Genomic DNA, 23,467 nt, shown 5'->3' on the forward strand with positions numbered 1-23,467 from the left:
TCCATGCCCGTTGTTGTCGTCGAATCCCCCGCAAAGGCCAAAACGATCAACAAATATCTCGGCAAGGATTACACCGTTCTGGCCTCCTACGGTCACGTTCGCGATCTTCCGGCCAAGGACGGCTCCGTCGATCCGGATCAGGATTTCGACATGACATGGGAGATCGGCGCGGACAGTCGCAAACACGTCAAGGCCATCGCCGATGCCTTGAAAGACGACGACGCACTGATCCTCGCCACCGACCCCGATCGCGAAGGGGAGGCGATTTCGTGGCACCTGCAAGAGGCGCTGACCAAGCGCAAGGCGATCAAGAAAACCACCGCCGTGTCGCGCGTGACCTTCAATGCGATCACCAAACCCGCCATTCTCGAAGCCATGAAACATCCGCGTCAGGTCGACGTGCCGCTGGTCGACGCCTATCTGGCGCGCCGGGCGTTGGACTATCTTGTGGGCTTCAACCTCTCGCCGGTCTTGTGGCGCAAACTGCCGGGCGCGCGCTCGGCGGGGCGTGTGCAATCGGTGTGCCTGCGTCTCATCGTCGAGCGCGAGATGGAGATCGAGGCGTTCAATCCGCAGGAATACTGGTCGGTCAAGGCAATGCTGGAAACGCCCCGCGGGCAGACATTCGAAGCGCGTTTGACCCAACTTTCGGGCAAAAAGCTCGACAAATTCGATCTCAAGGACCGGATGCGCGCCGAAATGGCCGTTCAGGCCGTGTCGTCCCGCGCGCTCAAGGTGATCTCGGTCGAGGCGAAACCCGCCTCCCGCAACCCGTCTGCCCCCTTCATGACCTCGACGCTCCAGCAAGAGGCCAGCCGCAAATTCGGCATGGGCGCGCGCCAGACGATGAACGCGGCGCAGCGGCTTTATGAGGCCGGGCTGATCACCTATATGCGGACCGACGGCATCGACATGGCGCCCGAAGCCGTAACCCAGGCCCGCGACGCGATCAAATCGCGCTATGGCGACAAATACGTGCCCGCCTCGCCGCGCATCTACAAGAACAAGGCGAAAAACGCGCAGGAAGCCCACGAATGTATCCGCCCGACGGACATGTTCGCCGCCCCTGACAGCGTGAAACTGACCGATGCCGATCAGCGCAAGCTTTACGATCTGATCTGGAAACGCACGATTGCCTGCCAGATGGAAGGCGCGAAACTCGAACGCACCACGGTGGACATCGCCTCCGACGACCACGAAGTCGTGCTGCGCGCCACCGGTCAGGTCGTGGTGTTCGACGGCTTCATGGCGGTCTACACCGAAGGCCGCGACGATGTGGACGAGGATGACGAAGGCCGTCTGCCGCAGATCATGCAGGGCGAGGCTCTGAAAAAAGTCGCGGGCGCTCTGAAGGCCGAAGCCGCCGAAAAAGAGGCGGTTCTGGGCGCGGAAGACTCCGTTCTGGGGCTTCAGCACCACACCAACCCGCCGCCGCGCTACACCGAAGCCACCTTGGTCAAACGGATGGAAGAACTGGGCATCGGGCGCCCCTCGACCTACGCCTCCGTGCTTTCCACGATTGTCGACCGCGAATATGTCCGCAAGGAACAGAACCGCCTGATCCCCGAGGACAAGGGCCGGATCGTCACGATCTTCCTGATGAATTTCTTCCGCAAATACGTGGGGTACGAATTCACTGCGAACCTCGAAGAGCAGCTTGATGAAATCTCGGCGGGCGATCTTGATTACAAAGAAGTGCTCGCACGTTTCTGGCGTGATTTTCATGCGGCGATCGAAGAAACCAGCGATCTGCGCATCTCCGAAGTGCTTGATAAACTTGACGAAGCCTTGGCTCCGCAGCTTTACCCACCGCGAGAGGACGGAACCGATCCGCGCATCTGTCCGAAATGCGGTCAGGGCTCTCTGCACCTCAAAACCTCGCGCACCGGCGGGTTTGTCGGTTGTTCGAACTACCCGGAATGCACCTACACGCGTCCCATCGCGGGCGAAGGCGCCGAGGGCGACGAGCGTGTGTTGGGCGAAGACAATGGCGACGAGATCTGGCTGAAATCCGGGCGTTTCGGCCCCTATGTTCAGCGCGGCGAACCGACGCCCGAAAACAAAAAGCCGCCCCGCGCCTCCCTGCCGAAAGGCTGGTCGAAGGACGATATGGATCTGGAAAAGGCGCTCACGCTTTTGAACCTGCCGCGCGAGATCGGCGCGTACGAAGGCGCGATGATCTCCGCCAATTTCGGGCGCTTCGGCCCCTATCTGATGCATCAGTTGCCCGATGAGGCCAAACCGGTTTACGCCAATCTCAAGGACCCGAACGACGTGTTCGAGATCGGCATGAACCGCGCGGTCGAGATGATCACCGAGAAGCGCAACAATCCGGGGCGCGGACGCTCTGCGGCGGCGAAACCGCTCAAGGAATTGGGCGAGCATCCGGATGGCGGGCCGGTGAGTGTCATGGAAGGACGCTATGGTCCCTATGTGAAATGGGAGAAGGTCAACGCGACCCTGCCGAAGGACATCAAGCCCGAAGACCTGAGCATGGAACAGGCGGTGGAGTTGATCGCGGAGAAAGCCGCGAAGAGCGGCAAGAAAACCGCCGCCAAAAAGCCGGCAGCCAAAAAGACCCCCGCGAAAAAGCCGACGGCCAAGAAACCGGCCGCGAAGAAAGCAGCCCCGAAAAAGACGGCGGCGAAAACAACCGCGACGAAAAAGAAAGTCGCAAATGCCGATGACGATCCGGTCATCGAGGGCTGAGGTTCAGGACCATGAAACAGAAAGGGCGCCTCTGAGCGCCCTTTTTCTTGGCCGGTTCAGGTCACCGGGTGCAGCCGTCCGCCGTGATTGTGAATGCAGCCCCCGACCATAGCCTTGAGATAAAGGGCCGCACCGGGTTTCACCACGACATTGCCACCCACCATCCCCTTGAGGGTCAATTCAACCCCCTCCTCGATCACCGCATCTTTCGCGATCAGCCCCTCGAACGTGCCGCTCTTCGAAAAGATGTGGTTGCCGCCGATCATGGAATAAAGCTGGGACATAATATTCTCCTCCCTGGAAAGTATGAAGCCTGAGTTAAACGTTCGCTCACTTTCTTAACAAATGATTAAAGGCGCCCCCGAGGGAGCGCCTTTCCGCCGATCCAAAGGATCAGTGCTTTGGCTCGAACCGGTTGAACGGGATGCGCAGCACCGCGCGCCCCTTGTCATCCGGCTCCGGCAGCCGCCCGCCGCGAATGTTGATCTGCAACGCGTAGAGCATCTGTTTCGGCAGCGGCAAAGTGGCATCGCGGGCGTCCCGCGCGGCGATGAACTCTTCCTTGCTGATGCCGTCTTTCACGTGGATATTCGCGGCCTTATGCTCCGCCACCGTGGCCATACAGGCCTCTTCGCGCCCGCCCTTGCGGTAATCGTGACCGACGAAAACGCGGGTGTCGCCCGGCATCGCCAGGATCTCCTGCAAACTGTTCCAAAGCTCTTCGGAGGACCCGCCGGGGAAGTCCGCGCGCGAGCTGCCGCTGTCGGGCACCATGAAGGTGTCATGGGCGAAGACGGCATCACCGATCACGTAGGAAATCGACGCCAGAGTGTGGCCGGTCGAGAGAATCACCTTGGCCGTCAGGCTGCCAATGCCGAATATCTCGCCCGGCTCGAACAGACGGTCCCAATAGTCGTCGCGGTTTTTCAGGCTGTCGTCGGCATAGAGATCGGCCCAGATGTTCTGGACATCGAGCACCTTGCGCCCGATGGCCTGCGGCGCGTTCAGCTTTTTCGCCAGATAGGGCGCAGAGGAAAAGTGGTCGGCATGAGGGTGGGTGTCGAGCACCCAGACCACGTTCAGCCCTTGCTCCTTGACATAGGCCAAAATCTCATCTGCGCTGGCGGTCCAGGTGGCCCCGGCGGCGGCGTCGAAATCGAGCACCGGGTCGATGATGGCGGCGGCTTTGGTCTTCGGATCGGACACGACATATTGCCAGGACCCGGTCACCTCTTCGTAAAAGGCGGCGACGTCCGGGCTGCCGGGATTTGCGGAAGCGGCGAAAAATTGCATGAAGGTCTCCTGTGCGTTGCTAATCATATTCTCAAAATGGAATATGATTAGCAACGGCAGAGTTTCAAGCCCGACTGAAACCGTAAGCTATTTTGTCGCAGCCGTCATGCCCCGGCGCTCCGCACAACCGTTCGCCAGACGGACAATGCTCGCTGTGGCGCAGCACATGATTGACTTGCGGTGGCAGAACCCGATTAATCGGCGCAATGGATTTCGGGATTTTCGGGAGGAGCAAGATGAAGAAAGTATATGGCTCGGCGGCGGACGCCCTCGACGGGCTCTTGACGGACGGGATGTTGATCGCGGCGGGCGGTTTTGGCCTCTGCGGCATCCCCGAACTGTTGATCGAAGCGCTGGTCGAGAGCGGCGTCAAGGACCTGACTGTGGCCTCGAACAACGCGGGCGTCGACGGGTTCGGTCTCGGGAAGCTCTTGGAAACCCGCCAGATCAAGAAAATGATCTCGTCCTATGTGGGCGAGAACGCCGAGTTCATGCGGCAATACCTCTCGGGCGAGCTGGAGCTTGAATTCAACCCTCAGGGCACGCTGGCCGAACGCATGCGCGCGGCGGGGGCGGGCATTCCGGGGTTCTACACCAAGACGGGTGTCGGCACAGTGATCGCCGAGGGCAAAGAGCACAAGGACTTTAACGGCGAGACCTATATCCTCGAAGAGGGTATTTTCGCCGACATTTCCATCGTGAAAGCGTGGAAAGCCGACGAGACCGGCAATGCCGTGTTCCGCAAGACCGCGCGCAATTTCAACCCGCCCGCGGCGATGTGCGGCAAGATCTGCATCATGGAGGTCGAGGAGATCGTCCCCACCGGCTCGCTCGATCCCGATTGCATTCACCTGCCCGGCGTCTATGTGCATCGTCTGATCCAGGGCGAGCACGAAAAGCGCATCGAACAGCGCACCACGCGCCCGCGCCCCTCTGGGGCGACCCGCCCACATCCGGCGGCGTAAGCGCAGATGGGCACCCCCTACGATCACCTGCCCGGCTCCGCCTTTTGGCGGAGCGGCGTGGCCGAGGCCGATCCGACGGCGATCGAGGGGCTGTGCGTGCCGAAATTCCGCATCTCGCCGACGGATCGGATCATGACGGCGGGGAGTTGCTTTGCCCAGCATGTGCATCGCAATCTCGTGGCGCGCGACTGGGCGGTGATCGACGTGGAGACCCCCAAAGGACCGTTCCCGCGCGAGGTGCTCAATCGTTACGGCTACGCGCTCTACTCGGCGCGTTACGGCAATATCTACACCGTGCGCCAGATGGTGCAGCTTCTGCGCGAGGCGCAGGGGGAGATCAAACCCGCCGAACCGATCTGGGAGCACGACGGACGCTATTTCGACGCACAACGCCCGAATGTCGAACCTCAGGGTCTGGCAACACCCGAACATGTGCTCGAAGCCCGTGCGGTCCATCTGCGCCGCGTGCTCCGCGCCGTGCGCCGGGCGGATGTCTTTGTCTTCACGCTGGGGCTGACCGAAGTCTGGTTTCATCTTGAGAGCGGCACGGTCTACCCGACCGCGCCCGGCACGCTCGCGGGCCATTACGACCCCGAGGTCTTCGGCTTTCACAATTTCAGCCTGCCGGAGGTGCGCGACGATCTCGAAGACCTGCGCAGCCGTCTGATGGCCCTGCGCCCTGACATCCGGATGCTTTTGACCATTTCGCCCGTGCCTTTGACGGCCACGGCGACCGGCGGCCATGTTTTGCCCGCGACCGCCTATTCCAAAGCGACCCTGCGTGCGGCGGCAGGCGAGGTTGCGGCGAAATACGACAATGTCGATTACTTCCCGTCTTATGAGTTGGTGACCAACCCGGCGGCGGGCGGGCGGTTCTACAAGGAGAACCTGCGCTCCGTCACCGAAGAGGGCGTTGCCTCGGCGATGCGCATGTTCTTTCGGGCACATGGCACGGAGGCCGAAGACGCGCCGCAGATCGCCCGCAAGACGCCGGAGGACGACGGGTTGGAAGAGGCCGATCTGGTCTGCGAAGAAGCTTTGATCGAGGCGAGCCGGTCATGAGCGACAGACAGAAAATTCTCATCATCGGCACCTCTCACACCGGCGCGTTCTACACCGCACGGCACCGGATCGCCGAAGCGTTTCCAACTCTGGATGTGACCTACTTCGGCCTGCCCGGACAGATTTACAGTGCGGCCCTTTACGAGGGCGGCGTGTTTCGCGCCCCGGAGGACGCCAGCCATTTGCTGGGCTGGATGGACACAAACGAAATCGACTTTGCGCCCTTCGCCCGCATTCTGCATGTCGGCGAGCGCTATACGCTCAATCACGCCATGCGGCTCATGGTGTTTCACGACATTCTCGAGGAACCGGAACGCACCTCCCGCGCCTTCCTCTCAGAAGCCGCGCTCGGCGATCTGTTGCGAGGATTGGTGCACCAGCGCGCCGAACGGCTGGCCGAACGTTTCGGGGCCGATCCGCGCCATTGCTTCCTGCCTGCCCCCTACCCGCTCGCGCGGTCCGTAGCCGCAGGTCCGGGGCATGAATTCGCCCTCGCGTCGCTGCGCAAACGCCCGCATGGCGCGAAATGGATGCAACGCTACGAGGCGATGATCGAAGAGGAAATGGCGCGTATCGGGCTCGATGTCATGCTGCAACCGCAGGAGACCCGCGCCGGTCAATTCATGACCGAGGATCGCTATGCCCGGCCCGACACGGACCCCGGCATGGAGACCGTCGATCATCGCCACATGAATGCCGATTACGGATGGCAGGTGTTCTGTGCCTTCGCACAGGACCGACTTGGAATAGTCCCGGAGGGCGCGGATGCCCTTGCGGAGTGAGAGTTAACGGAGGAGACACAAATGGCCGAAACGACCAAAGGCTGGGATCGCAACCAGATGGCGGCGCGCGCCGCACAGGAACTACAGGACGGCACCTATGTGAACCTCGGGATCGGCATCCCGACTCTGGTGCCGAATTTCATCCCCGAGGGCGTCACCGTCACGCTGCAATCGGAAAACGGCATGCTGGGCATGGGCCCGTTCCCCTATGAGGGCGACGAGGACCCGGACCTGATCAACGCCGGCAAGCAGACCATCACGGAACTGCCCAACACCGCCTATTTCGACAGCTCGTTTTCCTTCGGTATGATCCGGGGCGGCAAGATCGCCATGGCAATTTTGGGCGCGATGGAGGTCGACGAGAAGGGCGATCTGGCGAACTGGATGATCCCCGGCAAGCTCGTCAAGGGCATGGGCGGCGCGATGGATCTCGTGGCGGGCGTGGGCCGTGTGGTGGTGGTCATGGATCACACCAACAAGCACGGCGAAAGCAAACTTCTGCACCAATGCACCCTGCCACTCACCGGTCAGGGCGTGGTGGATCGGGTGATCACCAATCTCGGCGTGCTCGATGTGGTCGAAGGCGGGTTGAAGCTGATCGAACTGGCCGAGGGCGTCAGCGAAGAAGACCTGCGCGCCGCGACCGAGGCAACGATTGTGAACTGATCTGAATATTTTTACCGAGAAAAAACCAAACGCGGCTCCCGGACGGGGCCGCGTTTTCTTTTACAAAGATTGTTCAGAAATCCGAAACAGCATCACACTCTCGCCCCAATTGTTATTTATTCAGCGAAGAAATCAGTCACAGTCATAAGACCATGATCCCAGAGCAGCCCTCCCCCAAATCAGTGACCCCGACGGTCTGGCACTCCCTCACCTATACCGGCTGGGGCCGGGCGCGTTCCGCTGCGGGCCAGATCGCCCGCCCCGAACGTCAATCCATCCTCGCCCGCGCTGTCGCCCAAAGCCCCGCGCCCGCCTTCGGCCTGCGCCGCTCCTATGGCGACGTGGCGCTGAATGACGGGGGGCAGGCCTATGACATGACCCGGCTTGATCGGGTATTGGCCTTCGACACGGACAGCGGTCTCGTCACCGTCGAGGCCGGGATGCCCATCGGCGATCTGGCGCGGCTCTCGGCCCCCAAAGGCTGGCTCCCCGCCGTGATGCCCGGCACCGGCTTTGCCACCGTCGGCGGCTGTATCGCCAATGACGTGCATGGCAAGAACCACCACACGCAGGGCAGCTTCGGACAACACGTGACCGAGATCACGCTTTTGCAAGGCGAGACCTCGCGCACCATCACCCCGGACAGCGGTGCGATCTGGCTGGCCACCCTCGGGGGCCTCGGCCAGACCGGGGTGATCGCCAAGGCAACCCTGCAACTCATGCCCTGCCCCGGCGAGATGATGCGCCTCACGGAACGGCGGATCGAGAACCTTGACGCCTTTCTGCGCGCTTTCGACGACAGCCAGACGCCCTGCACGGTCGGCTGGATCGACGGCACCGCCACGGGCGATGCGCTTGGCCGCGGCATTCTTGAGGAAAGCGAGCTGGTGACCGGGATGGACCGCTCCGGCGAAGCCGCGGTCTCGGTGCCGATGAATGCGCCGGGCTGGGCGCTGTCGTCTCCCATCGTGCGCCTGTTCAACGCCGCCTATCTCCGCAAAGTGCCGACCGGGGGCCGCACCTCCGTCAAGCCGATCCACAAGGTACTGTTCCCGCTCGATGCGTTTCACGACTGGAACCGGCTTTATGGCAAGCGTGGGTTCCACCAGTTCCAATGCGTCCTGCCCACGGATCGGGTCGACGTGCTGCGCGCGATGCTCGAAAAGATCGCCGCCTCGCATCTTTGTTCGCCGCTGGCCGTGCTCAAGAAAATGGGGCCGGGGCGTGGCGGCTATCTGTCCTTCCCGATGGAAGGCTATACGCTGGCCATCGACGTCCCGAACCGGGACGGATCGCAAGAGCTGATCGCCGAGCTGACCCAGATGACGCAGGACGCGGACGGGCGGATCTATTTCGCCAAGGACGGTGTCGCCGATGCGGCGCAGATCAAAGGCATGTACCCGGATCGGGACCTCTGGGCCGAGACCGTCAATGCCGCCGACCCAACGCGCACGTTCGAAACCGATCTGGTGCGGCGTCTGAACCTGCGCGGGAAAGGGGCCTGAGATGCAACACACCTGGATCATTCTCGGCGCCACCTCTTCCATGGCCCGCGCCACGGCCCGCCGTCTCGCCAAGGAGGGCGCGGTGCTCCTGCTCTGCGGTCGCGACATGGACGACCTCTCCGCCACCGCCCATGATTGCCTTGCCCGTGGCGCGCTCAAAGCCGAAGCCCTACGTTTCGATGCGCGCGACAGCGCAACATTCGCACCGATCATCGCGCGTGCCATCGCCGAGGACGGCACGCTCAACTGCGCCGTTTTCGTCGGCTCCATGCCGGAGCAATCCGCCATCGACGCCGATCCGACCCTGATCGACGGCGTGGTACAGGACAGCTATATCGGCCCCGCCACCTTCCTCTCCCTGCTCGCCCCGCATCTCGAAGAGCGCGGCCAAGGCACGGTGGTGGGCGTCACCTCGGTGGCGGGAGATCGCGGCCGGATCGGCAATTACGTTTACGGCTCCGCGAAAGCGGGCTTCGCCACCTATCTCTCCGGCCTGCGCAACCGGCTGACGCGGGCGGGTGGACATGTGGTCACCGTCAAACCCGGCTTCGTCGACACCGCGATGACCTGGGGCATCGAGGGCATGTTCCTCGTCGCCTCCCCCGACGCGGTGGCCAAAGACATCCTCAAAGCCGTGCACAAGAAAAAGAACGTGATCTACACGCCGTTCTTCTGGCGCTACATCATGCTGATCATCCGGTTGATCCCGGAGTTCCTCTTCAAGAAACTTTCGATCTGACGAGAGGGCCTTCGGGCCCTTTTTTCAATTTTGCGCCCGCACCGCGTTGGTCGCAAACACACAGCCGTCGGAATACAGTTCCGGTGGGCTGAGGCACAGCCCCTTGGCCACCTGCCAGGCCGCCAGAACCTTCGGCACATAGGCGCGGGTTTCGGCATAGGGCGGCGGGCCATTGTTGGCCTTCACGGCATTCTCTCCGGCATTATACCCCGCCAGCGCCAGCGCCACGTCGCCGTTGAACTCGTTCAAAAGCCAGTCGAGATAGGTGATGCCGCCCTTGATGTTCTGATCCGGGTCCTTGGCATCGACGCCGAACCGCTCCGCCGTCGCCGGGATAAGCTGCATCAGCCCCTGCGCCCCCGCCCCGCTCACCGCCTCCGCATTGCCGGAGGATTCGACCGCCATCACCGCCAGCGCCAGCGCGGGGCTCACCTTCGTCCCGATGGAATGCAGCAAAAGCGAGCTGCCATAGCGATTGGCGATGTCCGTGACCTGCTGAAAGCTCGGGCTGGGAATCGACTTGCCGGGATCGAGATCGAGCGCGGCCAAGGCCGCACCGAACCGTTCGGGGCCCGCCCCCGCAAGATCGTGCGGCACGGCACTCCAGTACCAGTCCAGCAATTCCGCAGGCACCGGGGCAACCGGATCGGGCACGGCGGGCGGCGCTTTTACGGTTTTCATTCCCGGCCTGATCTGCACGTCGATGAGATGCCCGGCCCCATCCGTGGGCACACCGATGCGTTTCGGACGCACCTCCGGCCAGGGCGGCGGCGCGCTCGCCTCTTCGGCGCGCAGCGAAGATCCACCAGCAAGACAGCTCAGACTCACGGCAAGCGCGCAAAGCCCCGCGCGATTCAGGAAAAACGACATGATCATACTGCTCTCAAGGGGCGGTCCGATCCGAAACACCGGCCGCTTTTGCCGACAGTTTCGCAAAAATCTCGGCCAAGAACCAGAATTTTAGGCGATTCCAGCACCAATCTCATGTCAGGGTTAACCGGAAAAACCACTCAAAAGCATTTTCATACAAAATAGTTAAAATTTTTTATATTTTAAAATCAATGAGTTGAATTGATTTTCCGCGCAATCTGTGCCGTTTCCAAAAACGTACCAATCCTGCCCAACTCTCGCCCCAGTTGGGGGGCCATATAGGGTCATCGAAAGCGAGACGGAGCGCTGAGGCAAGGGAAACGCCAAGCTCGAAATCGCCAAGACGTGGAAACCAAACTGAACACATCCTCGGAGGGATACCAAATGAAATTCTTCAAACTCTACAAAAACTTCTCCCGTGACGAAGACGGTGCTGTGACCGTTGACTGGGTCGTGCTGACCTCCGCCGTCGTGGGCCTCGGCATCGCCGTTCTGACCACTGTTGCCGGTGGCACCAAAACCCTCGGCGCAAAAATTTCCGACGACCTCTCCGCTCGTACCGTGATCGACTACTCCGATGACGCGACGGCGTCCGAAGAAACCGACGAAACGGTCATCGAATAATAAGCTCTTCCTCAGCTAGTTTTCCCGACGAAAGTCGGCCTGAGCTTCAAAACCGCGCCACTCAGGCGCGGTTTTCTTGTCAGGGAACGATTGTCGCCCCCGCCGGGGCCAATCGGAGCATCGGCGAACAGCATCGGCAAAACGCCCGGTTTGTTCCGGGATTGGCAAAAATTCACGACTGCGCCGCGGCAAAACCACCAATTTGCCGTATTTCGATGAAACTCTGAACGAGTGTTCCCAAGGGTCTGGGCCGCGAAGCGGTTGTCATGCCCGACATGGGTCCGCAAGTAGAGGGAAAGTTATGCGTATTATTTTCGGATTGGTCCTTGTGATCGGTGTCGCCCTGGCCGGGTTCGCCGTTCATATGACTCGCGGGTACCTGTCGACCTATCAGGCCGAACTGGACCGTGAAAAGGCCATGCGTGCCAATGCCGTCCAGACAACGGACATCTATGTCGCGAAGAAAGCCCTGAGCTATGGCGACCCGCTGCTGCCGAGCATGGTGAAAAAAGTCCGCTGGCCGAACGACGCCATGCCGAAAGGCGCCTTCCTGACCGAAGCGGATCTCTTCCCAGAGGGACCGGACGTGCCGCGCCGCGTGCTGCGCAACATCGAACCGATGGAGCCCCTGCTCGCGGTCAAGCTCACCGCCCCCGGCGAAGATGCCGGCGTGGCCTCCCGTCTCGCCAAGGGCATGCGCGCCTTCGCGATCCGCGTCGACGTAGCCTCCGGCGTGTCGGGCTTCCTGCATCCCGGCGACCGCGTCGATGTCTACTGGACCGGCCGCCTCCCCGATAGTGGGCGCGACGTGACGAAGCTCATCCAGACCTCGATCCCGCTGGTCGCCGTCGACCAGATTTCCAGCAGCGACCCGCAGACCACCAACATTGCCCGCACGGTGACCGTCGAAGCCACGCCGACGCAGGTGGCGACGCTGGCGACGGCGCAAAGCACCGGACGCCTGTCGCTTGCCCTCGTCGGGCGCAACGACGACACCGTGATCGACAGCGTCGAAGTCGACAAGAACACGCTTCTGGGCATCGAAGAACAGGTCTACACCGCCGCTCCGAAAGCCAAGGTCTGCACCGTGCGAACCCGCAAAGCTGGCGAAGTCATCGTGATGAACATTCCCTGCACGGAGTGACACTGACCCACACGGGCATATCGCCGCCCTGAAAAGGTCCCGGATGACGGCACAGACCGATCCGGGATTTTTTTCGATTTGATCAAAGACTTGTCCTGATACAGTCTGAAATCCGGCAGCGCCCCTTGTGGCTTATCCACATCACAAACGTCGCCCAAGAGATTGATTCTTGCATAAAAAGTTAAATTAACGCATTGTCTGAGCAAATGGGTCGCAAAGAACCCGATGGATTGAGGCGTGGTCGACAGAGGCAGGATCACATGAAAACGTTGAATTTGATCAAGGCGGCCCTCGTCGGGCTTGCCGTTATCGGTGCTAGCCCGACCGGGGCTTTCGCAGAAAAACTCCGTGTGATGACGGGATCGCCCTCCGGCGTCCTGAACGTGCCGATGAACCGCGCCGTGGTTGTCGAAAGCGATGAACCTTTCGCCGAAATCTCGATTGCCAATGCGGCCATCGCCGACATCTCGACCCTTTCCGAACGCTCGATCTATGTGCTGGGCCGCGCGCCGGGCATGACGACCATGACCCTTCTGGCCCCCGACGGCTCCCTGATCACCAACGTGCAGGTTCAGGTGACGCCGGATGTGACCGAGTTCAAGGAACGCCTGCGCCAGATCATGCCGAACGAGATCATCGAGGTGCGCACCGCAAATGACGGGATCGTGCTGTCGGGTACGATTTCTTCGGCCATCATGATGAACCGGGCCATCGAGCTGGCCGATCGCTATGCGCCGGGCCGCGTCTCGAACATGATGAACATCGGCGGCACGCAACAGGTGATGCTGAAAGTTCGTTTCGCCGAAATGTCCCGTTCGGTTTCAAAAAGTTTCACCGCAAATGTGGGTGTGACCTACGGCGGCAATGACGCCAGCAGCACCGCAACACTCGGCGGCTCCGCTGGCGGAGATGGTCAGGGGCAATTCTCGATCGCAGGCAAGATCGGCGACACCGAACTCTCCGTGCTTTTGGAAGCCATGGAAGAGAAAGGCCTCGTCCGCACCCTTTCGGAACCCAACCTGACCGCCCTCTCCGGGCAGCAGGCGAAATTCCTCGCCGGTGGCGAATATCCGATCCCCGTGCGCGACAACGATGGTGTTTCGATCGATTACAAACCCTTTGGCGTCGAACTCGAATTCACCCCCCGCGTGGTGAACGGCGACCAGATCAACCTTGAAATGCGCGCCGCCGTCTCCGGTGTCGACAGCTCTGTCAACTACACCGTCGACGGCTTCACCCTCAACTCCTTCAAACGCCGCGAGACCTCCACGACCGTAGAACTGCGCGACGGCCAGAGCTTTGCCATCGCGGGTCTGCTTCAGGACGATTTCGAAGATCTCGTCGGTCAGGTGCCGTGGCTTGGCGACATCCCCGTGCTCGGCGCTCTGTTCCGCTCAAGCGATTACACCCGTCGCCAATCCGAGCTCGTCATCATCGTGACGCCGCATCTGGTGACGCCGGTCAACGGCATGGCGCTGAGCCTGCCGACGGACCGGGTGAAAATCCCGACCGAAAGCGATCTTTTCCTCTTCGGCAAAACCTTTGGCGGCACCACGGCCCCGAAAACCGGCGCCGCCGCAGAAGTCGCGAAACAGGATTTCTCCGGCTCCTATGGCTACGTGATGGAGTAAGACGTCATGCGGATCTCTCTGAAACTCTGGCTCGCCGCCTCCGCCCTGCTCGCTCTGGGCGCCTGTTCGGATCAAAACGCCCTGAACTACTTCAATCAGGAAGCCGGGGCCTATCTCGACAACGGCACCTTCGGCAATTCGACCATGAACAACACCCTCGTTCAGACCGGTCAGATGAATTACGTGATCGACCTGAACGAACGCTTTGCCGCAAGTGTCCCCTCGACGGTGAACTTCGAATTCAATTCCGACACGCTCGACGGCGCCGCCCGCGACGCGATCCGCAAACAGGCGCATTTCATGGCGCAATTCCCGGAAGTGCGCTTCCGTGTCTACGGTCATACCGATCTCGTCGGCTCGAACGCCTATAACAAAGCGCTGGGTTTGCGCCGGGCGAAAGCCGTTGTTTCCGAATTGGCGCGCAATGGCATCTCCCGTTCGCGGCTTGAGGCAATGGTGTCCTATGGCGAAACCCAACCCTTGATCGTGACCCAGAACCCGGAGCGCAAAAACCGCCGCACGGTCACGGAAGTATCTGGTTTCGTTGAGAGTTCCCCGATGATCATGGACGGGAAATACGCCGCAATCGTGCGCCGCGAATATCTCAGCAGCGCGCAATCGCGCACCAGCATTTCCGCCGAAGGGAGCGTCACCGAATAACCGATCGTCGCAGAATAGCGAATTATTACGCGATTTCGGCCCTATTGTTGCCCCAATACCCCGGCACCTTATCCCCAATGGGAGCAGTATGCCCGACAACCGAGTCGGACAAACGCGCCAGGGGATCAGGGCCGGGTTTCTCATTTGAGACTGTCTGAGCCACCGAAAGCCTGGCGTTCGAATAAAAGGACGCTTTGAGCAATGACGAGTGAAGCTCTATTGCAAAACGACCCGGCCCCGCTTGTGGCCTGTACCGTCAGCCGGGACGTGCAGAACTTCGATCTCCTGATCGAGGACATGGAGGCTGAACTGGGCGAAGCCTGGGGCGACCTCTCCTTTGAAGATGCCCGGCAGTTTTTCCGTCAGCCGGAAAGCGGCGGGCTGAAATTCGTCGCCATGGCGCTCGATCATGAGGACGAAAGCCTGTTGGCGATGATCGCGGACCTGATCAAGTCGGCCAAGGCCCAGGACATCAAGGTTATCCTCGTCGCCGACGAAATCTCCCCCATGGTCCTGCATCAGCTGTTGCAGCTCGGCGCCGAAGATTTCATCCCCTACCCGCTGCCGGAAAACGCCCTGCATGAGGCGATCGAACGGCTCGATGCGCCGCGCAAGGTGCCTGCCATCGACTTCGTGGATACGCGCCCCGCGCATGCTGCCCCACATGGCGGCGGTGCACATGGCATCGTGCTGCCGGTGCAATCCATTTCGGGCGGTGCTGGCGCCACGACCATCGCGGTCAACCTCGCCTGGGAACTCGCCAATATCGAAAAGAAAGGCCCGCAGCCGCGCGTCCTTCTGATCGATTTCAACCTGCAATACGGCTCGGTCTCGACCTATCTCGACCTGCCGCGGCGCAATGCGGTCTATGAGCTTCTGTCCTCCACCGAAATGATGGATGACGACGCCTTCAAGGGCGCGTTGATGAATTTCAACGACAAGCTTTCGGTGCTGACCGCGCCGCCGGACATCCTGCCGCTCGATTTCATCGATGCGACCGATGTGCAGCGTCTGCTCGACATGGGGCGCAAGCATTTCGACTATGTCATTCTCGACATGCCGATGACGCTCGTGAGCTGGACCGAAGCCGTGCTCAACGCCGCTGAATTCTATTTCGCGCCGGTCGAACTGGATCTGCGCTCGGCCCAGAACATCCTGCGTCTGCGCAATGCGCTCAAGGCGGAGGAACTGCCCTTCGACAAGATGCGATTCCTGTTGAACCGCGCGCCGAAGGCCATGGATCTGTCCGCGAAAGCGCGTCTCAAACGCATGGCGGAGAACCTCGAAATCGACATCGACGTGCAATTCCCCGATGGCGGTCGCCCGGTGCGCGATGCCTGCGATCAGGGCATGCCGCTTGGCATCGAGGCCGCGAAAAATCCGCTTCGCAAGGAAATTCAGAAACTCGCGGCCTCGCTGCATGCGCGGCAGAGCCAGCAACTCGAAGCGGCACAATAAAGCCCGCCACGGCCATGAGGTGAGAGAGCAAGACGATGTTTTCGCGATATAAAAAATCCGATGGCCAAAAGGCCGCCCCGGTCAAGACCCAAGCGGCCGCCCCCGCCGCAACCACCGCCGCAGCCACCGTGCAGGCCCCGGCTCCGGCGCAAGCGCCCGCCCCCGCCGCAAAGGTTCAGCGCCGCGAAGCCCCCCGCGCGGCCCAGGTTGCACCGCAGGACAAGGAACGTCGCCGCAAGGAACGTCTGGGCGACATCAAGGTCGAGATGCACAAGCGTCTGCTCGAAGACCTGAACCTCGCTGCCCTCGAAACCGCGCAGGAAAAGGACCTGAAATCCGAGATCTCCGACATCACCGCGGAATTTCTCGCCGATCAGGGGCTGGTGCTGAACCGCGACGAACGCATTCTGCTCAATCAGGAGCTCTACGACGAAGTGCGCGGCCTCGGGCCGCTCGAACCGCTTTTGAAAGACGAGACGGTCAACGATATTCTCGTCAACGGTCCGCATCAGATTTTCATCGAACGCGCCGGCAAGCTCGAACTGTCGGACATCACGTTCAAGGACGAAAAGCACCTCCTCAGGATCATCGACAAGATCGTCTCCGCCGTGGGCCGTCGCGTCGACGAATCCAACCCCTACGTTGACGCCCGTCTCAAGGACGGCTCGCGTTTCAACGCCATGGTGCCGCCCGTCGCCGTCGACGGCTCCCTCGTCTCCATCCGGAAATTCAAAAAGGACAAGCTCGGCATCGACGATCTGGTCCGGTTCGGCGCCTTTACCGAGGAAATGGCCGCCTATCTTCAGGCCGCCGTCTCCACCCGTCTCAATGTCATCGTCTCCGGCGGGACGGGGTCCGGGAAAACCACCACGCTCAACGCGCTCTCGGGCTTCATCGACAACTCCGAACGCATCCTGACCATCGAGGACACCGCGGAACTTCAGCTCCAGCAGACCCATGTCGGCCGGATGGAAAGCCGCCCAGCCAACGTCGAGGGCAAGGGCGCCGTCACCCAGCGCGACTGTCTCCGCAACGCGCTCCGGATGCGTCCGGACCGGATCATCGTGGGGGAAACCCGGGGTGAAGAGGTGATCGACATGTTGCAGGCCATGAACACCGGCCACGACGGCTCGATGACCACGATCCACGCCAACTCGGCGCGCGATGGTGTGTCGCGTCTCGAAAACATGATCGCCATGGCCGGGATCGAAATGCCGCTCAAGGCCGTGCGCTCGCAGATCGCCTCCGCCGTCAACCTGATCGTGCAGGCCTCCCGCCTTCAGGACGGCTCGCGCCGCATGGTTTCGATCACCGAGATCACCGGCATGGAGGGCGATGTGATTTCCATGCAGGAGGTGTTCCGCTTCCAGCGCACCGGCCTCACCCCCGACAACAAGATCATCGGCCATTTCACGGCGACCGGGGTCCGCAGCCACTTCTCGGAACGCTTCCGGATGTGGGGCTACGACCTGCCGCACGCGATTTTCGAACCGACCAACCCGCGTTAAGGAGCCTCCCCCATGATCATTTCCCTGGAACCGGTCATTTACGGCGTCATCTTCATCGCCGTGCTGCTTCTGGTCGAAGGCATCTATCTGACCGTGTTCGGCAAGTCGATCTCGCTGAACTCCCGCGTCAACCGTCGCTACGAATTGCTCGAGAAAGGCACAGGCGACCGCGAGGAGGTGCTCAACCAGCTCCGCAAGGAGATGAGCCAGCACCTCAAGTCGCGTCAGGTTCCGCTCTATTCCGTGCTGGCCGAAAAGGCGCAGAAGGCCAATATCGCCTTCTCCCCCACCCAGCTTCTCATGGTCATGGCGCTTCTCGGCATGGTCGCCTTCGTCGGCCTGTCGATCGGCACCTCGGCCTCCCTGCCGATCCGCATCGTCGTCTCCGGCGCCATGGGCGTCGGCGCGGTCTATGTCTGGATTCAGGGCAAGGCCAAGAAACGCCTGAGCCTGATCGAGGAACAGCTCCCCGACGCCGTCGAGCTCATGGTCCGCAGCTTGCGCGTCGGCCACCCGTTCTCCAATGCGCTCACCATCGTCTCCAAGGAGGTCCCCGACCCCTTGGGCACCGAAATGGGCGTGATCGCCGACGAGAGCGCCTATGGGCGCGACGTGGGCGAGGCGCTCAAGGATATGGCCGAACGGCTCGACATGCAGGATCTGCGCTTCCTTGCGGTCGCCGTGTCGATCCAGCAGCAATCGGGCGGTAACCTCGCCGAGGTGCTCGACGGTCTGGCCAAGGTGATCCGCTCGCGCTTCAAACTGTTCCGCCGGGTCAAGGCAATCACCGCCGAAGCGCAATGGTCCGGCAAGTTCCTCTCGGGTTTCCCGCTGCTGATGCTGCTGGCGATCAACATCATGAAACCCGACTATTACGACCGGGTGAAGGACACATCCGCCTTCATTCCCGCCTGTCTCGTGGTCGCGGGCTTTCTCACGATCAATATTTTCGTGATGAAATCGCTCGTGAACATCAAGGTCTGAGGAGAACACGCCATGCAAGAGCTCTTTACCTCGCTCCTCGGCGATCAGCTCGGCCCCTTCGGCCCGCTGATCCTCGTCGGCACGCTGGGGGCCGTCCTGATCCTCGTCGCCCTGCCCGCGCTTCTGAACCGCAAACGCGACCCGATGGATCGCCTCAAGGAGCAGGCCCAGGCCAGCAAGGCGACACACAAGCAGGCCGCTTTGCGCTATGAGGACAAGAAAGGCGCGAAGCTCGAAAAATACTCCGCCTTCCTCGAACCGCAGAACGAAGAAGAATATTCCGCCGCCCAGCTCAAGATGATTCAGGCGGGCTATCGCAGCAAGAACGCCGTGCGCATGTTCCACTTCGCGCAATTCGCGATGGGGATCGGCGCGCTGGTCCTTGGTCTGCTCTTTGCCCTGCTGAAATCCTCGCAACAGGAGGTAACGCCGAAATCCCTGGTGTTCATGGTGCTGTTCCCGGCGGTGATCGGCTACATGCTGCCGAAATACTGGGTCACGCGTCGCGTCGAGGCCCGCAAGGAGGAAATCACCAACGGTTTCCCGGACGCGCTCGATCTCATGCTGGTCTGTGTCGAGGCCGGTCAGTCGCTCGATCAGGCGATCATCCGTGTCGCCAAGGAAATCCGCTCCGGCTTCCCCGCGCTGGCCGACGAGTTCGAGATCGTCTCCTACGAAATCAAGGCCGGCAAGGACAAGACCAACGTGCTGCGCGACATGGCGGAGCGCTGCGGCGTGCCCGATGTGGCCTCCTTCGTCACCGTGCTGATCCAGTCGCAGCAATTCGGGACCTCGATCGCCGACGCGCTTCGGATTTATGCCGGTGAAATGCGTGACAAGCGCGTGATGCGTGCCGAAGAGGCCGCAAACAAGTTGCCTACCAAGATGACCCTTGCCACAATGATGCTGACCGTGCCGCCGCTGCTGATCATCCTGATCGGGCCGTCGGTCTATGACATCTACGTCCTGCTGTCGGAAGCCAGCTTCTGAGCCCGCCTGTCGGGCTCGCGAGCACCGGCTCCGGTCGCAGGACCGCACAAGAAGGCAAGGGACAGCATGTCTCGACATCTCACGCGCGGCCGCCGATACGCCATCGGGGCTGCGCTTTTCCTCTCTCTCATGGCCGCTTGCGGCTCCGAAGACATGCTCAAACCGCTCAAGGACAATGGCGCTTATGCCCCCGCCGGCGTCGATGTCGGCGAGACCTCGGTCGACGGGCTGATCGTCGGACACCGGCTGATGGCGGCGGGCGAATTCGAACTGGCGCTCAAGGCCTATTACCGCGCTGCGGCACATCAGGGCATGACCGTCGACACGCTCTCGGCCATCGGCTCCGCCAAGCTGCGCCTCGGACGTCTCGGTCAGGCCGAGGCCGATCTGCGCAAGGCGATCGAGCTGGACGACACGTTCGTCCCCGCCTGGAACAACCTCGGCGTCGTGTTGATGGAACGCGGCGAATATGGCGAGGCCGAGCGGGTGTTCCACACCGCCTTTGCGCTGGACAGTGGCCAATCTGCCGAAATTCGCGAAAACCTGCGCTTGGCGCTCGCAAAACTCGAAAATCCCACGTATAGTGAGGAAAATGAGAGCAATTTCACCTTGGTGCGGCGCGGAACGAGCGAATACGAGATTCTTGCACGCTGAACCTGTCTGAGATCCGAAAACGGGCCGACGGTCGAGACAAGGCGAAAACAGAGTTGAGGCAAAACGGGTCATCAAGAGGCATAACGCCCGGACCCGAGACAGAGGATGGCAGGCATCATGCGCAACCTTCATGTGATCACGCTCGTGCTGGCGGGCTCCGTGGCCCTGACGGCCTGTCAAAAACCCTTCGGCGGTGACGTGCGCCGCGCCGACACCTCCGTGAACGCGATCGACGGAACCGGCCTCTCCGACATCATGCTCAACACCGCCGACCCGGCCGAAGCCGTGTCCTACTTCTCCCGTGCCGTGGGCGAAAACCCGGACCGCATCGATCTGCAACGCGGCCTCGCCAAATCGCTGGTGCGCGCGGGCGAAAGCCAGGCCGCCGTCAACGCCTGGAAAAACGTCGTCGCCCATAAGGACGCGACGGTGGACGACCGGGTGGATTACGCCGATGCGCTGATCCGCACCGGCGAGTGGAAAGAGGCCGAGGCCCAGCTCGACGCCGTGCCGCCGACCCATGAGACCTACAAGCGCTACCGGCTCGAGGCGATGATCGCCGACAGCAATCAGGAATGGAAAAAGGCCGACAGTTTCTACCAGACCGCCGTCGGCCTGACCACCCGTCCCGCCGGTGTGCTGAACAACTGGGGCTATTCGAAACTGACCCGCGGCGAATACAGCGAGGCGGAAAAGCTCTTCGCGCAGGCGATCACCTACGACTCCTCGCTGTTCACCGCCAAGAACAACCTGATCCTCGCCCGTGGCGCGCAGGGCAAATACGACCTGCCCGTGATGGAGATGACCCAGACCGAGCGCGCCCAGCTTCTCTACACGCTGGGGCTCGCGGCGGTGAAGGCCGGGGACGTCACCATCGGCAAGGGGTTGATCAAAGAAGCCATCGACACCCACCCGCAGCATTTCGAAGCCGCCGTGCGCTCTCTGCGCGCATTGGAAACCAACGTCTCGAACGGCTGATCCCCGCATGCTGACCCTGCCCTCTCAGGCCGCGCTCTGGTTCCTGCTGCCGGTCACGCTGGTGTCCTTCGTCGCCGCGTTCAACGATCTCAAACGGATGAAGCTCCCGAATGTCATGGTGCTCGCGCTGGCCGCGATCTACGTGGCGATGGGGCCGTTTCTTCTGCCCTTCGATCAATACCTCTGGGGCTTTGCCCATGCGCTCGTGATGTATCCCATCGCGCTCTTCGCCTATGCCTATCTCGGCGTCGGCGCGGGCGACGGGAAATTCGCCACCGCCATGGCGCTGTTCATCCCGCTTGCCGATCTCGGCCCGGTGCTGACGCTCTTTGCCGCCTTCCTGATCGGCGCCTTCTTCGCCCACCGCCTGCTGCGCGCCCTGCCGCCGGTGCGGCGCGCCACACCGGATTGGGTCTCCTGGGAACATCGCAAATTCCCGATGGGGTTGGCGCTTGCAGGCACGATGATCAGCTATCTGACGCTCGCGATCTTCCTCTGAGACCGCAACGCCTCACTCTTTCACCACCGGATAGACCAGCATCATCGGATCGCGCAGCGGTGCGCGCAATGTCAGCCCCGCCGTCTCAATCGCTGCCAGCACACGGCGCGCGACGCTCGGGTCGAGCGGACAGGTCGGAACGATGATGGCATCCGCATTCTCCACCCCCGGCGTGCCGGAATAATACCACGGCGCACCGCCTTTCAGCGGGGCGAAATCGCCGAAAATCCAGATCGCCGAGGCAAGATCGGTCACGAAAAACTGGCTTTCGGCGGTAAAATTGAACGGCGGTTCCTTCAGCCGGTCCGCCATATAGCGGTGCACCGCCAGATCCCCCGCCTGCAAGGCGCAATGCGGCTGGGTCTCGCCCAGAAACTCAAGCGGCGCGAACACCTTTTCCTCACCGGCATAGGGCACAAGCTCCGGATAGCGCTCCGCAAGGTTCTCACGCGCCAACACCCTCAACGCCTTCCGCTCAGACACGAACAGATCGTCCAGATCCGCACGCCCCGGGAATTGCGGCACATAACCTTCCGTCTTCGCAACGAGATGATGGAACGGGCTGGTGACGATGTTCTGAAGCGAAGGCGCGATGAGCGCAAAGGCCACCAGCGCCAGCGCGGCCGTCGCGTTGCGCGCATCGGCATTGAACAGGACCCGCCGCCCACGCTCCGGCCGCTCCGCCATTAACAGGAGGCACAACAGGATGAGCCACTGCGGATCGTTGCCGAAATTCTGATAGGTGACATAGACGAAGCCCGGCGCGAGCAGCAGCAAAAGCAACCCGGCCCGATCCCGCCCCGCCTGTCGCAACACGATCACGGACAGGATCAGTGTCGAGGTCGCGATCAGGAACCGCGGCGCATTCAGCACGTCGACGAAAGACACACCGGGGGCCGCACGGTTCGCCGAACGTGTCACCGTCAGAAGATCGGAGAAATAGGCCGGCAGGAACGCCACGCCATAGACTGCCGTCACGGCCATGGCCACGGCGAGACCGCTCACAAGCCCGGCCCCAAGGCTGCGCCAGGCCCCGCGCAGCACAAAGCCAAGCGCCACGGGCAGCACGAACCCCACGAAATAGGTCGGCTTGATCAGCGCCAGAACCGCCAGCATCAGCCCTGCGATCACGCCGTCAATCAGCGGGGCTTTGTCCCCGTCCCGTTCCGGCAGCACCGCCAGAAGCACCGCGATGAAGGATGCGACCCAGGCCCAGCGGTTGTAATACATCGCCACGGAAATCGCGGTGACAGTCTCGCCATGCACCAGAGCGAGGATCATCGCCACCGCCACCACGCCAAAACCCCAGGCCGCAAGCCCCGTGAGCCGTGAAAGCGCGACACGCGCAACCAGCGGCGCGAACAGCACGGCGATCAGAACCTGCGCAGCGACAAAGGCCTGCCCGACGCCCAGCCCCGCATCCATCATCCAGCGGATCGGCAGAAAGGCGAAAATCCCGATGGGGGTGGAGAAATCCAGATGCGGCACCTGCCCCAACCCCATCCGCAACAGCACGTCCACCATATGCGTGGCGTCGCCCTCGTGTTGCGTGAGATAGAGCCCGCCCTTGGCAAGCCCTGCCACGCCCAGAACAAGGATCAGAACTGCGAGAAATACGATGTATTTTAACGGAGAAATTCGCCCCATCCGCCCTGCCTCGTTCATTTTTGCGAAAGGTTATGGCCAAACACTCCGCATTGCAAAGCCGTGCCGGTGAAACCGCGCGAAAATCTTGGCTTTATGTCC

Annotated in this window: 22 protein-coding genes; 18 read left to right on the plus strand and 4 right to left on the minus strand. The window is 61.6% G+C overall.

The genetic code is table 11. The features are described from left to right. Window positions 1-3: 3 nt before the first annotated feature. Window positions 4-2,709, plus strand: coding sequence for a type I DNA topoisomerase (topA, locus tag V1471_RS10600; protein WP_434288610.1), 2,706 nt, complete (start codon window positions 4-6; stop codon window positions 2,707-2,709). Between the two features lie 56 nt (window positions 2,710-2,765). Here topA and V1471_RS10605 read toward each other — a convergent pair whose 3' ends face one another. Together V1471_RS10605 and V1471_RS10610 are read right to left on the minus strand one after the other, a co-directional pair. Next, window positions 2,766-2,993 carry a hypothetical protein gene (locus tag V1471_RS10605; protein ID WP_434288612.1) on the minus strand — a complete coding sequence of 76 codons (228 nt, stop codon included), beginning with the start codon at window positions 2,991-2,993 and terminating at the stop codon, window positions 2,766-2,768. A 109-nt stretch (window positions 2,994-3,102) separates the two neighbouring features. Continuing rightward, a complete protein-coding gene (locus tag V1471_RS10610; RefSeq protein WP_434288614.1) occupies window positions 3,103-4,002 on the minus strand; it encodes an MBL fold metallo-hydrolase in 900 nt (299 codons plus the stop codon). Window positions 4,003-4,238: 236 nt separating this feature from the next. Between V1471_RS10610 and V1471_RS10615 the strand changes: the two genes are divergently transcribed. From V1471_RS10615 to V1471_RS10640, 6 genes are all read left to right on the plus strand, one after another. After that, window positions 4,239-4,967, plus strand: coding sequence for a CoA transferase subunit A (locus V1471_RS10615; protein ID WP_434288615.1), 729 nt, complete (start codon window positions 4,239-4,241; stop codon window positions 4,965-4,967). Between the two features lie 6 nt (window positions 4,968-4,973). Continuing rightward, window positions 4,974-6,029: a GSCFA domain-containing protein gene (locus tag V1471_RS10620; protein WP_434288617.1), complete on the plus strand. Its 1,056-nt coding sequence runs from the start codon at window positions 4,974-4,976 to the stop codon at window positions 6,027-6,029. After that, window positions 6,026-6,811, plus strand: coding sequence for a hypothetical protein (locus V1471_RS10625; RefSeq protein WP_434288619.1), 786 nt, complete (start codon window positions 6,026-6,028; stop codon window positions 6,809-6,811). The genes V1471_RS10620 and V1471_RS10625 overlap by 4 nt, the downstream gene beginning before the upstream one ends. A gap of 21 nt (window positions 6,812-6,832) precedes the next feature. Then, window positions 6,833-7,477, plus strand: coding sequence for a CoA transferase subunit B (locus tag V1471_RS10630; RefSeq protein WP_434288621.1), 645 nt, complete (start codon window positions 6,833-6,835; stop codon window positions 7,475-7,477). Between the two features lie 152 nt (window positions 7,478-7,629). After that, on the plus strand, window positions 7,630-8,982 hold the full coding sequence (locus tag V1471_RS10635; protein ID WP_434288622.1) for an FAD-binding oxidoreductase: 1,353 nt from the start codon (window positions 7,630-7,632) through the stop codon (window positions 8,980-8,982). Window position 8,983: 1 nt separating this feature from the next. Further along, the gene (locus tag V1471_RS10640; RefSeq protein WP_434288624.1) at window positions 8,984-9,721 is read left to right on the plus strand and encodes an SDR family oxidoreductase; all 738 of its coding nucleotides are present in this window, start codon (window positions 8,984-8,986) and stop codon (window positions 9,719-9,721) included. Window positions 9,722-9,745: 24 nt separating this feature from the next. Here V1471_RS10640 and V1471_RS10645 read toward each other — a convergent pair whose 3' ends face one another. Further along, entirely contained in the window at window positions 9,746-10,591 is an 846-nt protein-coding gene (locus tag V1471_RS10645) for a lytic transglycosylase domain-containing protein (protein ID WP_434288625.1), read from the minus strand. Between the two features lie 384 nt (window positions 10,592-10,975). Between V1471_RS10645 and V1471_RS10650 the strand changes: the two genes are divergently transcribed. The 11 genes from V1471_RS10650 (at window position 10,976) to V1471_RS10700 (ending at window position 21,721) form a co-directional block, all read left to right on the plus strand. Next, window positions 10,976-11,215, plus strand: a complete 240-nt coding sequence (locus tag V1471_RS10650) for a Flp family type IVb pilin (RefSeq protein WP_434288627.1) — start codon at window positions 10,976-10,978, stop codon at window positions 11,213-11,215. 301 nt (window positions 11,216-11,516) lie between these two features. Then, a complete protein-coding gene (gene cpaB / locus V1471_RS10655) occupies window positions 11,517-12,359 on the plus strand; it encodes a Flp pilus assembly protein CpaB (RefSeq protein WP_434288629.1) in 843 nt (280 codons plus the stop codon). 260 nt (window positions 12,360-12,619) lie between these two features. Further along, a complete protein-coding gene (locus V1471_RS10660; RefSeq protein WP_434288631.1) occupies window positions 12,620-13,990 on the plus strand; it encodes a type II and III secretion system protein family protein in 1,371 nt (456 codons plus the stop codon). Between the two features lie 6 nt (window positions 13,991-13,996). After that, window positions 13,997-14,650: an OmpA family protein gene (locus V1471_RS10665; protein ID WP_434288633.1), complete on the plus strand. Its 654-nt coding sequence runs from the start codon at window positions 13,997-13,999 to the stop codon at window positions 14,648-14,650. Window positions 14,651-14,851: 201 nt separating this feature from the next. Then, window positions 14,852-16,108, plus strand: coding sequence for an AAA family ATPase (locus V1471_RS10670; protein WP_434288635.1), 1,257 nt, complete (start codon window positions 14,852-14,854; stop codon window positions 16,106-16,108). Window positions 16,109-16,143: 35 nt separating this feature from the next. Next, window positions 16,144-17,616 (plus strand): CpaF family protein, encoded by a 1,473-nt coding sequence (locus V1471_RS10675; protein ID WP_434288637.1) that lies wholly within the window; start codon window positions 16,144-16,146, stop codon window positions 17,614-17,616. Window positions 17,617-17,628: 12 nt separating this feature from the next. After that, window positions 17,629-18,600 (plus strand): type II secretion system F family protein, encoded by a 972-nt coding sequence (locus tag V1471_RS10680; protein ID WP_434288639.1) that lies wholly within the window; start codon window positions 17,629-17,631, stop codon window positions 18,598-18,600. A gap of 12 nt (window positions 18,601-18,612) precedes the next feature. Next, window positions 18,613-19,590: a type II secretion system F family protein gene (locus tag V1471_RS10685; protein WP_434288641.1), complete on the plus strand. Its 978-nt coding sequence runs from the start codon at window positions 18,613-18,615 to the stop codon at window positions 19,588-19,590. 66 nt (window positions 19,591-19,656) lie between these two features. Next, on the plus strand, window positions 19,657-20,244 hold the full coding sequence (locus V1471_RS10690) for a tetratricopeptide repeat protein (RefSeq protein WP_434288643.1): 588 nt from the start codon (window positions 19,657-19,659) through the stop codon (window positions 20,242-20,244). A 117-nt stretch (window positions 20,245-20,361) separates the two neighbouring features. Next, a complete protein-coding gene (locus tag V1471_RS10695; protein WP_434288645.1) occupies window positions 20,362-21,222 on the plus strand; it encodes a tetratricopeptide repeat protein in 861 nt (286 codons plus the stop codon). A gap of 7 nt (window positions 21,223-21,229) precedes the next feature. Next, window positions 21,230-21,721, plus strand: coding sequence for an A24 family peptidase (locus tag V1471_RS10700; RefSeq protein WP_434288646.1), 492 nt, complete (start codon window positions 21,230-21,232; stop codon window positions 21,719-21,721). Between the two features lie 12 nt (window positions 21,722-21,733). Here V1471_RS10700 and V1471_RS10705 read toward each other — a convergent pair whose 3' ends face one another. Further along, the gene (locus V1471_RS10705) at window positions 21,734-23,368 is read right to left on the minus strand and encodes a hypothetical protein (protein WP_434288648.1); all 1,635 of its coding nucleotides are present in this window, start codon (window positions 23,366-23,368) and stop codon (window positions 21,734-21,736) included. Between the last annotated feature and the right edge of the window lie 99 nt (window positions 23,369-23,467).

The organism is Celeribacter sp. SCSIO 80788 (assembly GCF_051054295.1).
Taxonomy (GTDB): domain Bacteria; phylum Pseudomonadota; class Alphaproteobacteria; order Rhodobacterales; family Rhodobacteraceae; genus Celeribacter.

What these genes read in the sequence shown, in the direction of transcription:
- topA (WP_434288610.1), top strand. Translation starts at nt 4, where the DNA reads ATGCCCGTTGTTGTCGTCGAATCCCCCGCAAAGGCCAAAACGATCAAC.
- V1471_RS10650 (WP_434288627.1), top strand. Translation starts at nt 10,976, where the DNA reads ATGAAATTCTTCAAACTCTACAAAAACTTCTCCCGTGACGAAGACGGT.
- V1471_RS10625 (WP_434288619.1), top strand. Translation starts at nt 6,026, where the DNA reads ATGAGCGACAGACAGAAAATTCTCATCATCGGCACCTCTCACACCGGC.
- V1471_RS10640 (WP_434288624.1), top strand. Translation starts at nt 8,984, where the DNA reads ATGCAACACACCTGGATCATTCTCGGCGCCACCTCTTCCATGGCCCGC.
- V1471_RS10700 (WP_434288646.1), top strand. Translation starts at nt 21,230, where the DNA reads ATGCTGACCCTGCCCTCTCAGGCCGCGCTCTGGTTCCTGCTGCCGGTC.
- V1471_RS10675 (WP_434288637.1), top strand. Translation starts at nt 16,144, where the DNA reads ATGTTTTCGCGATATAAAAAATCCGATGGCCAAAAGGCCGCCCCGGTC.
- V1471_RS10665 (WP_434288633.1), top strand. Translation starts at nt 13,997, where the DNA reads ATGCGGATCTCTCTGAAACTCTGGCTCGCCGCCTCCGCCCTGCTCGCT.
- V1471_RS10685 (WP_434288641.1), top strand. Translation starts at nt 18,613, where the DNA reads ATGCAAGAGCTCTTTACCTCGCTCCTCGGCGATCAGCTCGGCCCCTTC.
- V1471_RS10705 (WP_434288648.1), bottom strand. Translation starts at nt 23,368, where the DNA reads ATGGGGCGAATTTCTCCGTTAAAATACATCGTATTTCTCGCAGTTCTG.
- V1471_RS10635 (WP_434288622.1), top strand. Translation starts at nt 7,630, where the DNA reads ATGATCCCAGAGCAGCCCTCCCCCAAATCAGTGACCCCGACGGTCTGG.
- V1471_RS10660 (WP_434288631.1), top strand. Translation starts at nt 12,620, where the DNA reads ATGAAAACGTTGAATTTGATCAAGGCGGCCCTCGTCGGGCTTGCCGTT.
- V1471_RS10620 (WP_434288617.1), top strand. Translation starts at nt 4,974, where the DNA reads ATGGGCACCCCCTACGATCACCTGCCCGGCTCCGCCTTTTGGCGGAGC.
- V1471_RS10605 (WP_434288612.1), bottom strand. Translation starts at nt 2,993, where the DNA reads ATGTCCCAGCTTTATTCCATGATCGGCGGCAACCACATCTTTTCGAAG.
- V1471_RS10690 (WP_434288643.1), top strand. Translation starts at nt 19,657, where the DNA reads ATGTCTCGACATCTCACGCGCGGCCGCCGATACGCCATCGGGGCTGCG.
- V1471_RS10610 (WP_434288614.1), bottom strand. Translation starts at nt 4,002, where the DNA reads ATGCAATTTTTCGCCGCTTCCGCAAATCCCGGCAGCCCGGACGTCGCC.
- cpaB (WP_434288629.1), top strand. Translation starts at nt 11,517, where the DNA reads ATGCGTATTATTTTCGGATTGGTCCTTGTGATCGGTGTCGCCCTGGCC.
- V1471_RS10615 (WP_434288615.1), top strand. Translation starts at nt 4,239, where the DNA reads ATGAAGAAAGTATATGGCTCGGCGGCGGACGCCCTCGACGGGCTCTTG.
- V1471_RS10695 (WP_434288645.1), top strand. Translation starts at nt 20,362, where the DNA reads ATGCGCAACCTTCATGTGATCACGCTCGTGCTGGCGGGCTCCGTGGCC.
- V1471_RS10645 (WP_434288625.1), bottom strand. Translation starts at nt 10,591, where the DNA reads ATGTCGTTTTTCCTGAATCGCGCGGGGCTTTGCGCGCTTGCCGTGAGT.
- V1471_RS10680 (WP_434288639.1), top strand. Translation starts at nt 17,629, where the DNA reads ATGATCATTTCCCTGGAACCGGTCATTTACGGCGTCATCTTCATCGCC.
- V1471_RS10670 (WP_434288635.1), top strand. Translation starts at nt 14,852, where the DNA reads ATGACGAGTGAAGCTCTATTGCAAAACGACCCGGCCCCGCTTGTGGCC.
- V1471_RS10630 (WP_434288621.1), top strand. Translation starts at nt 6,833, where the DNA reads ATGGCCGAAACGACCAAAGGCTGGGATCGCAACCAGATGGCGGCGCGC.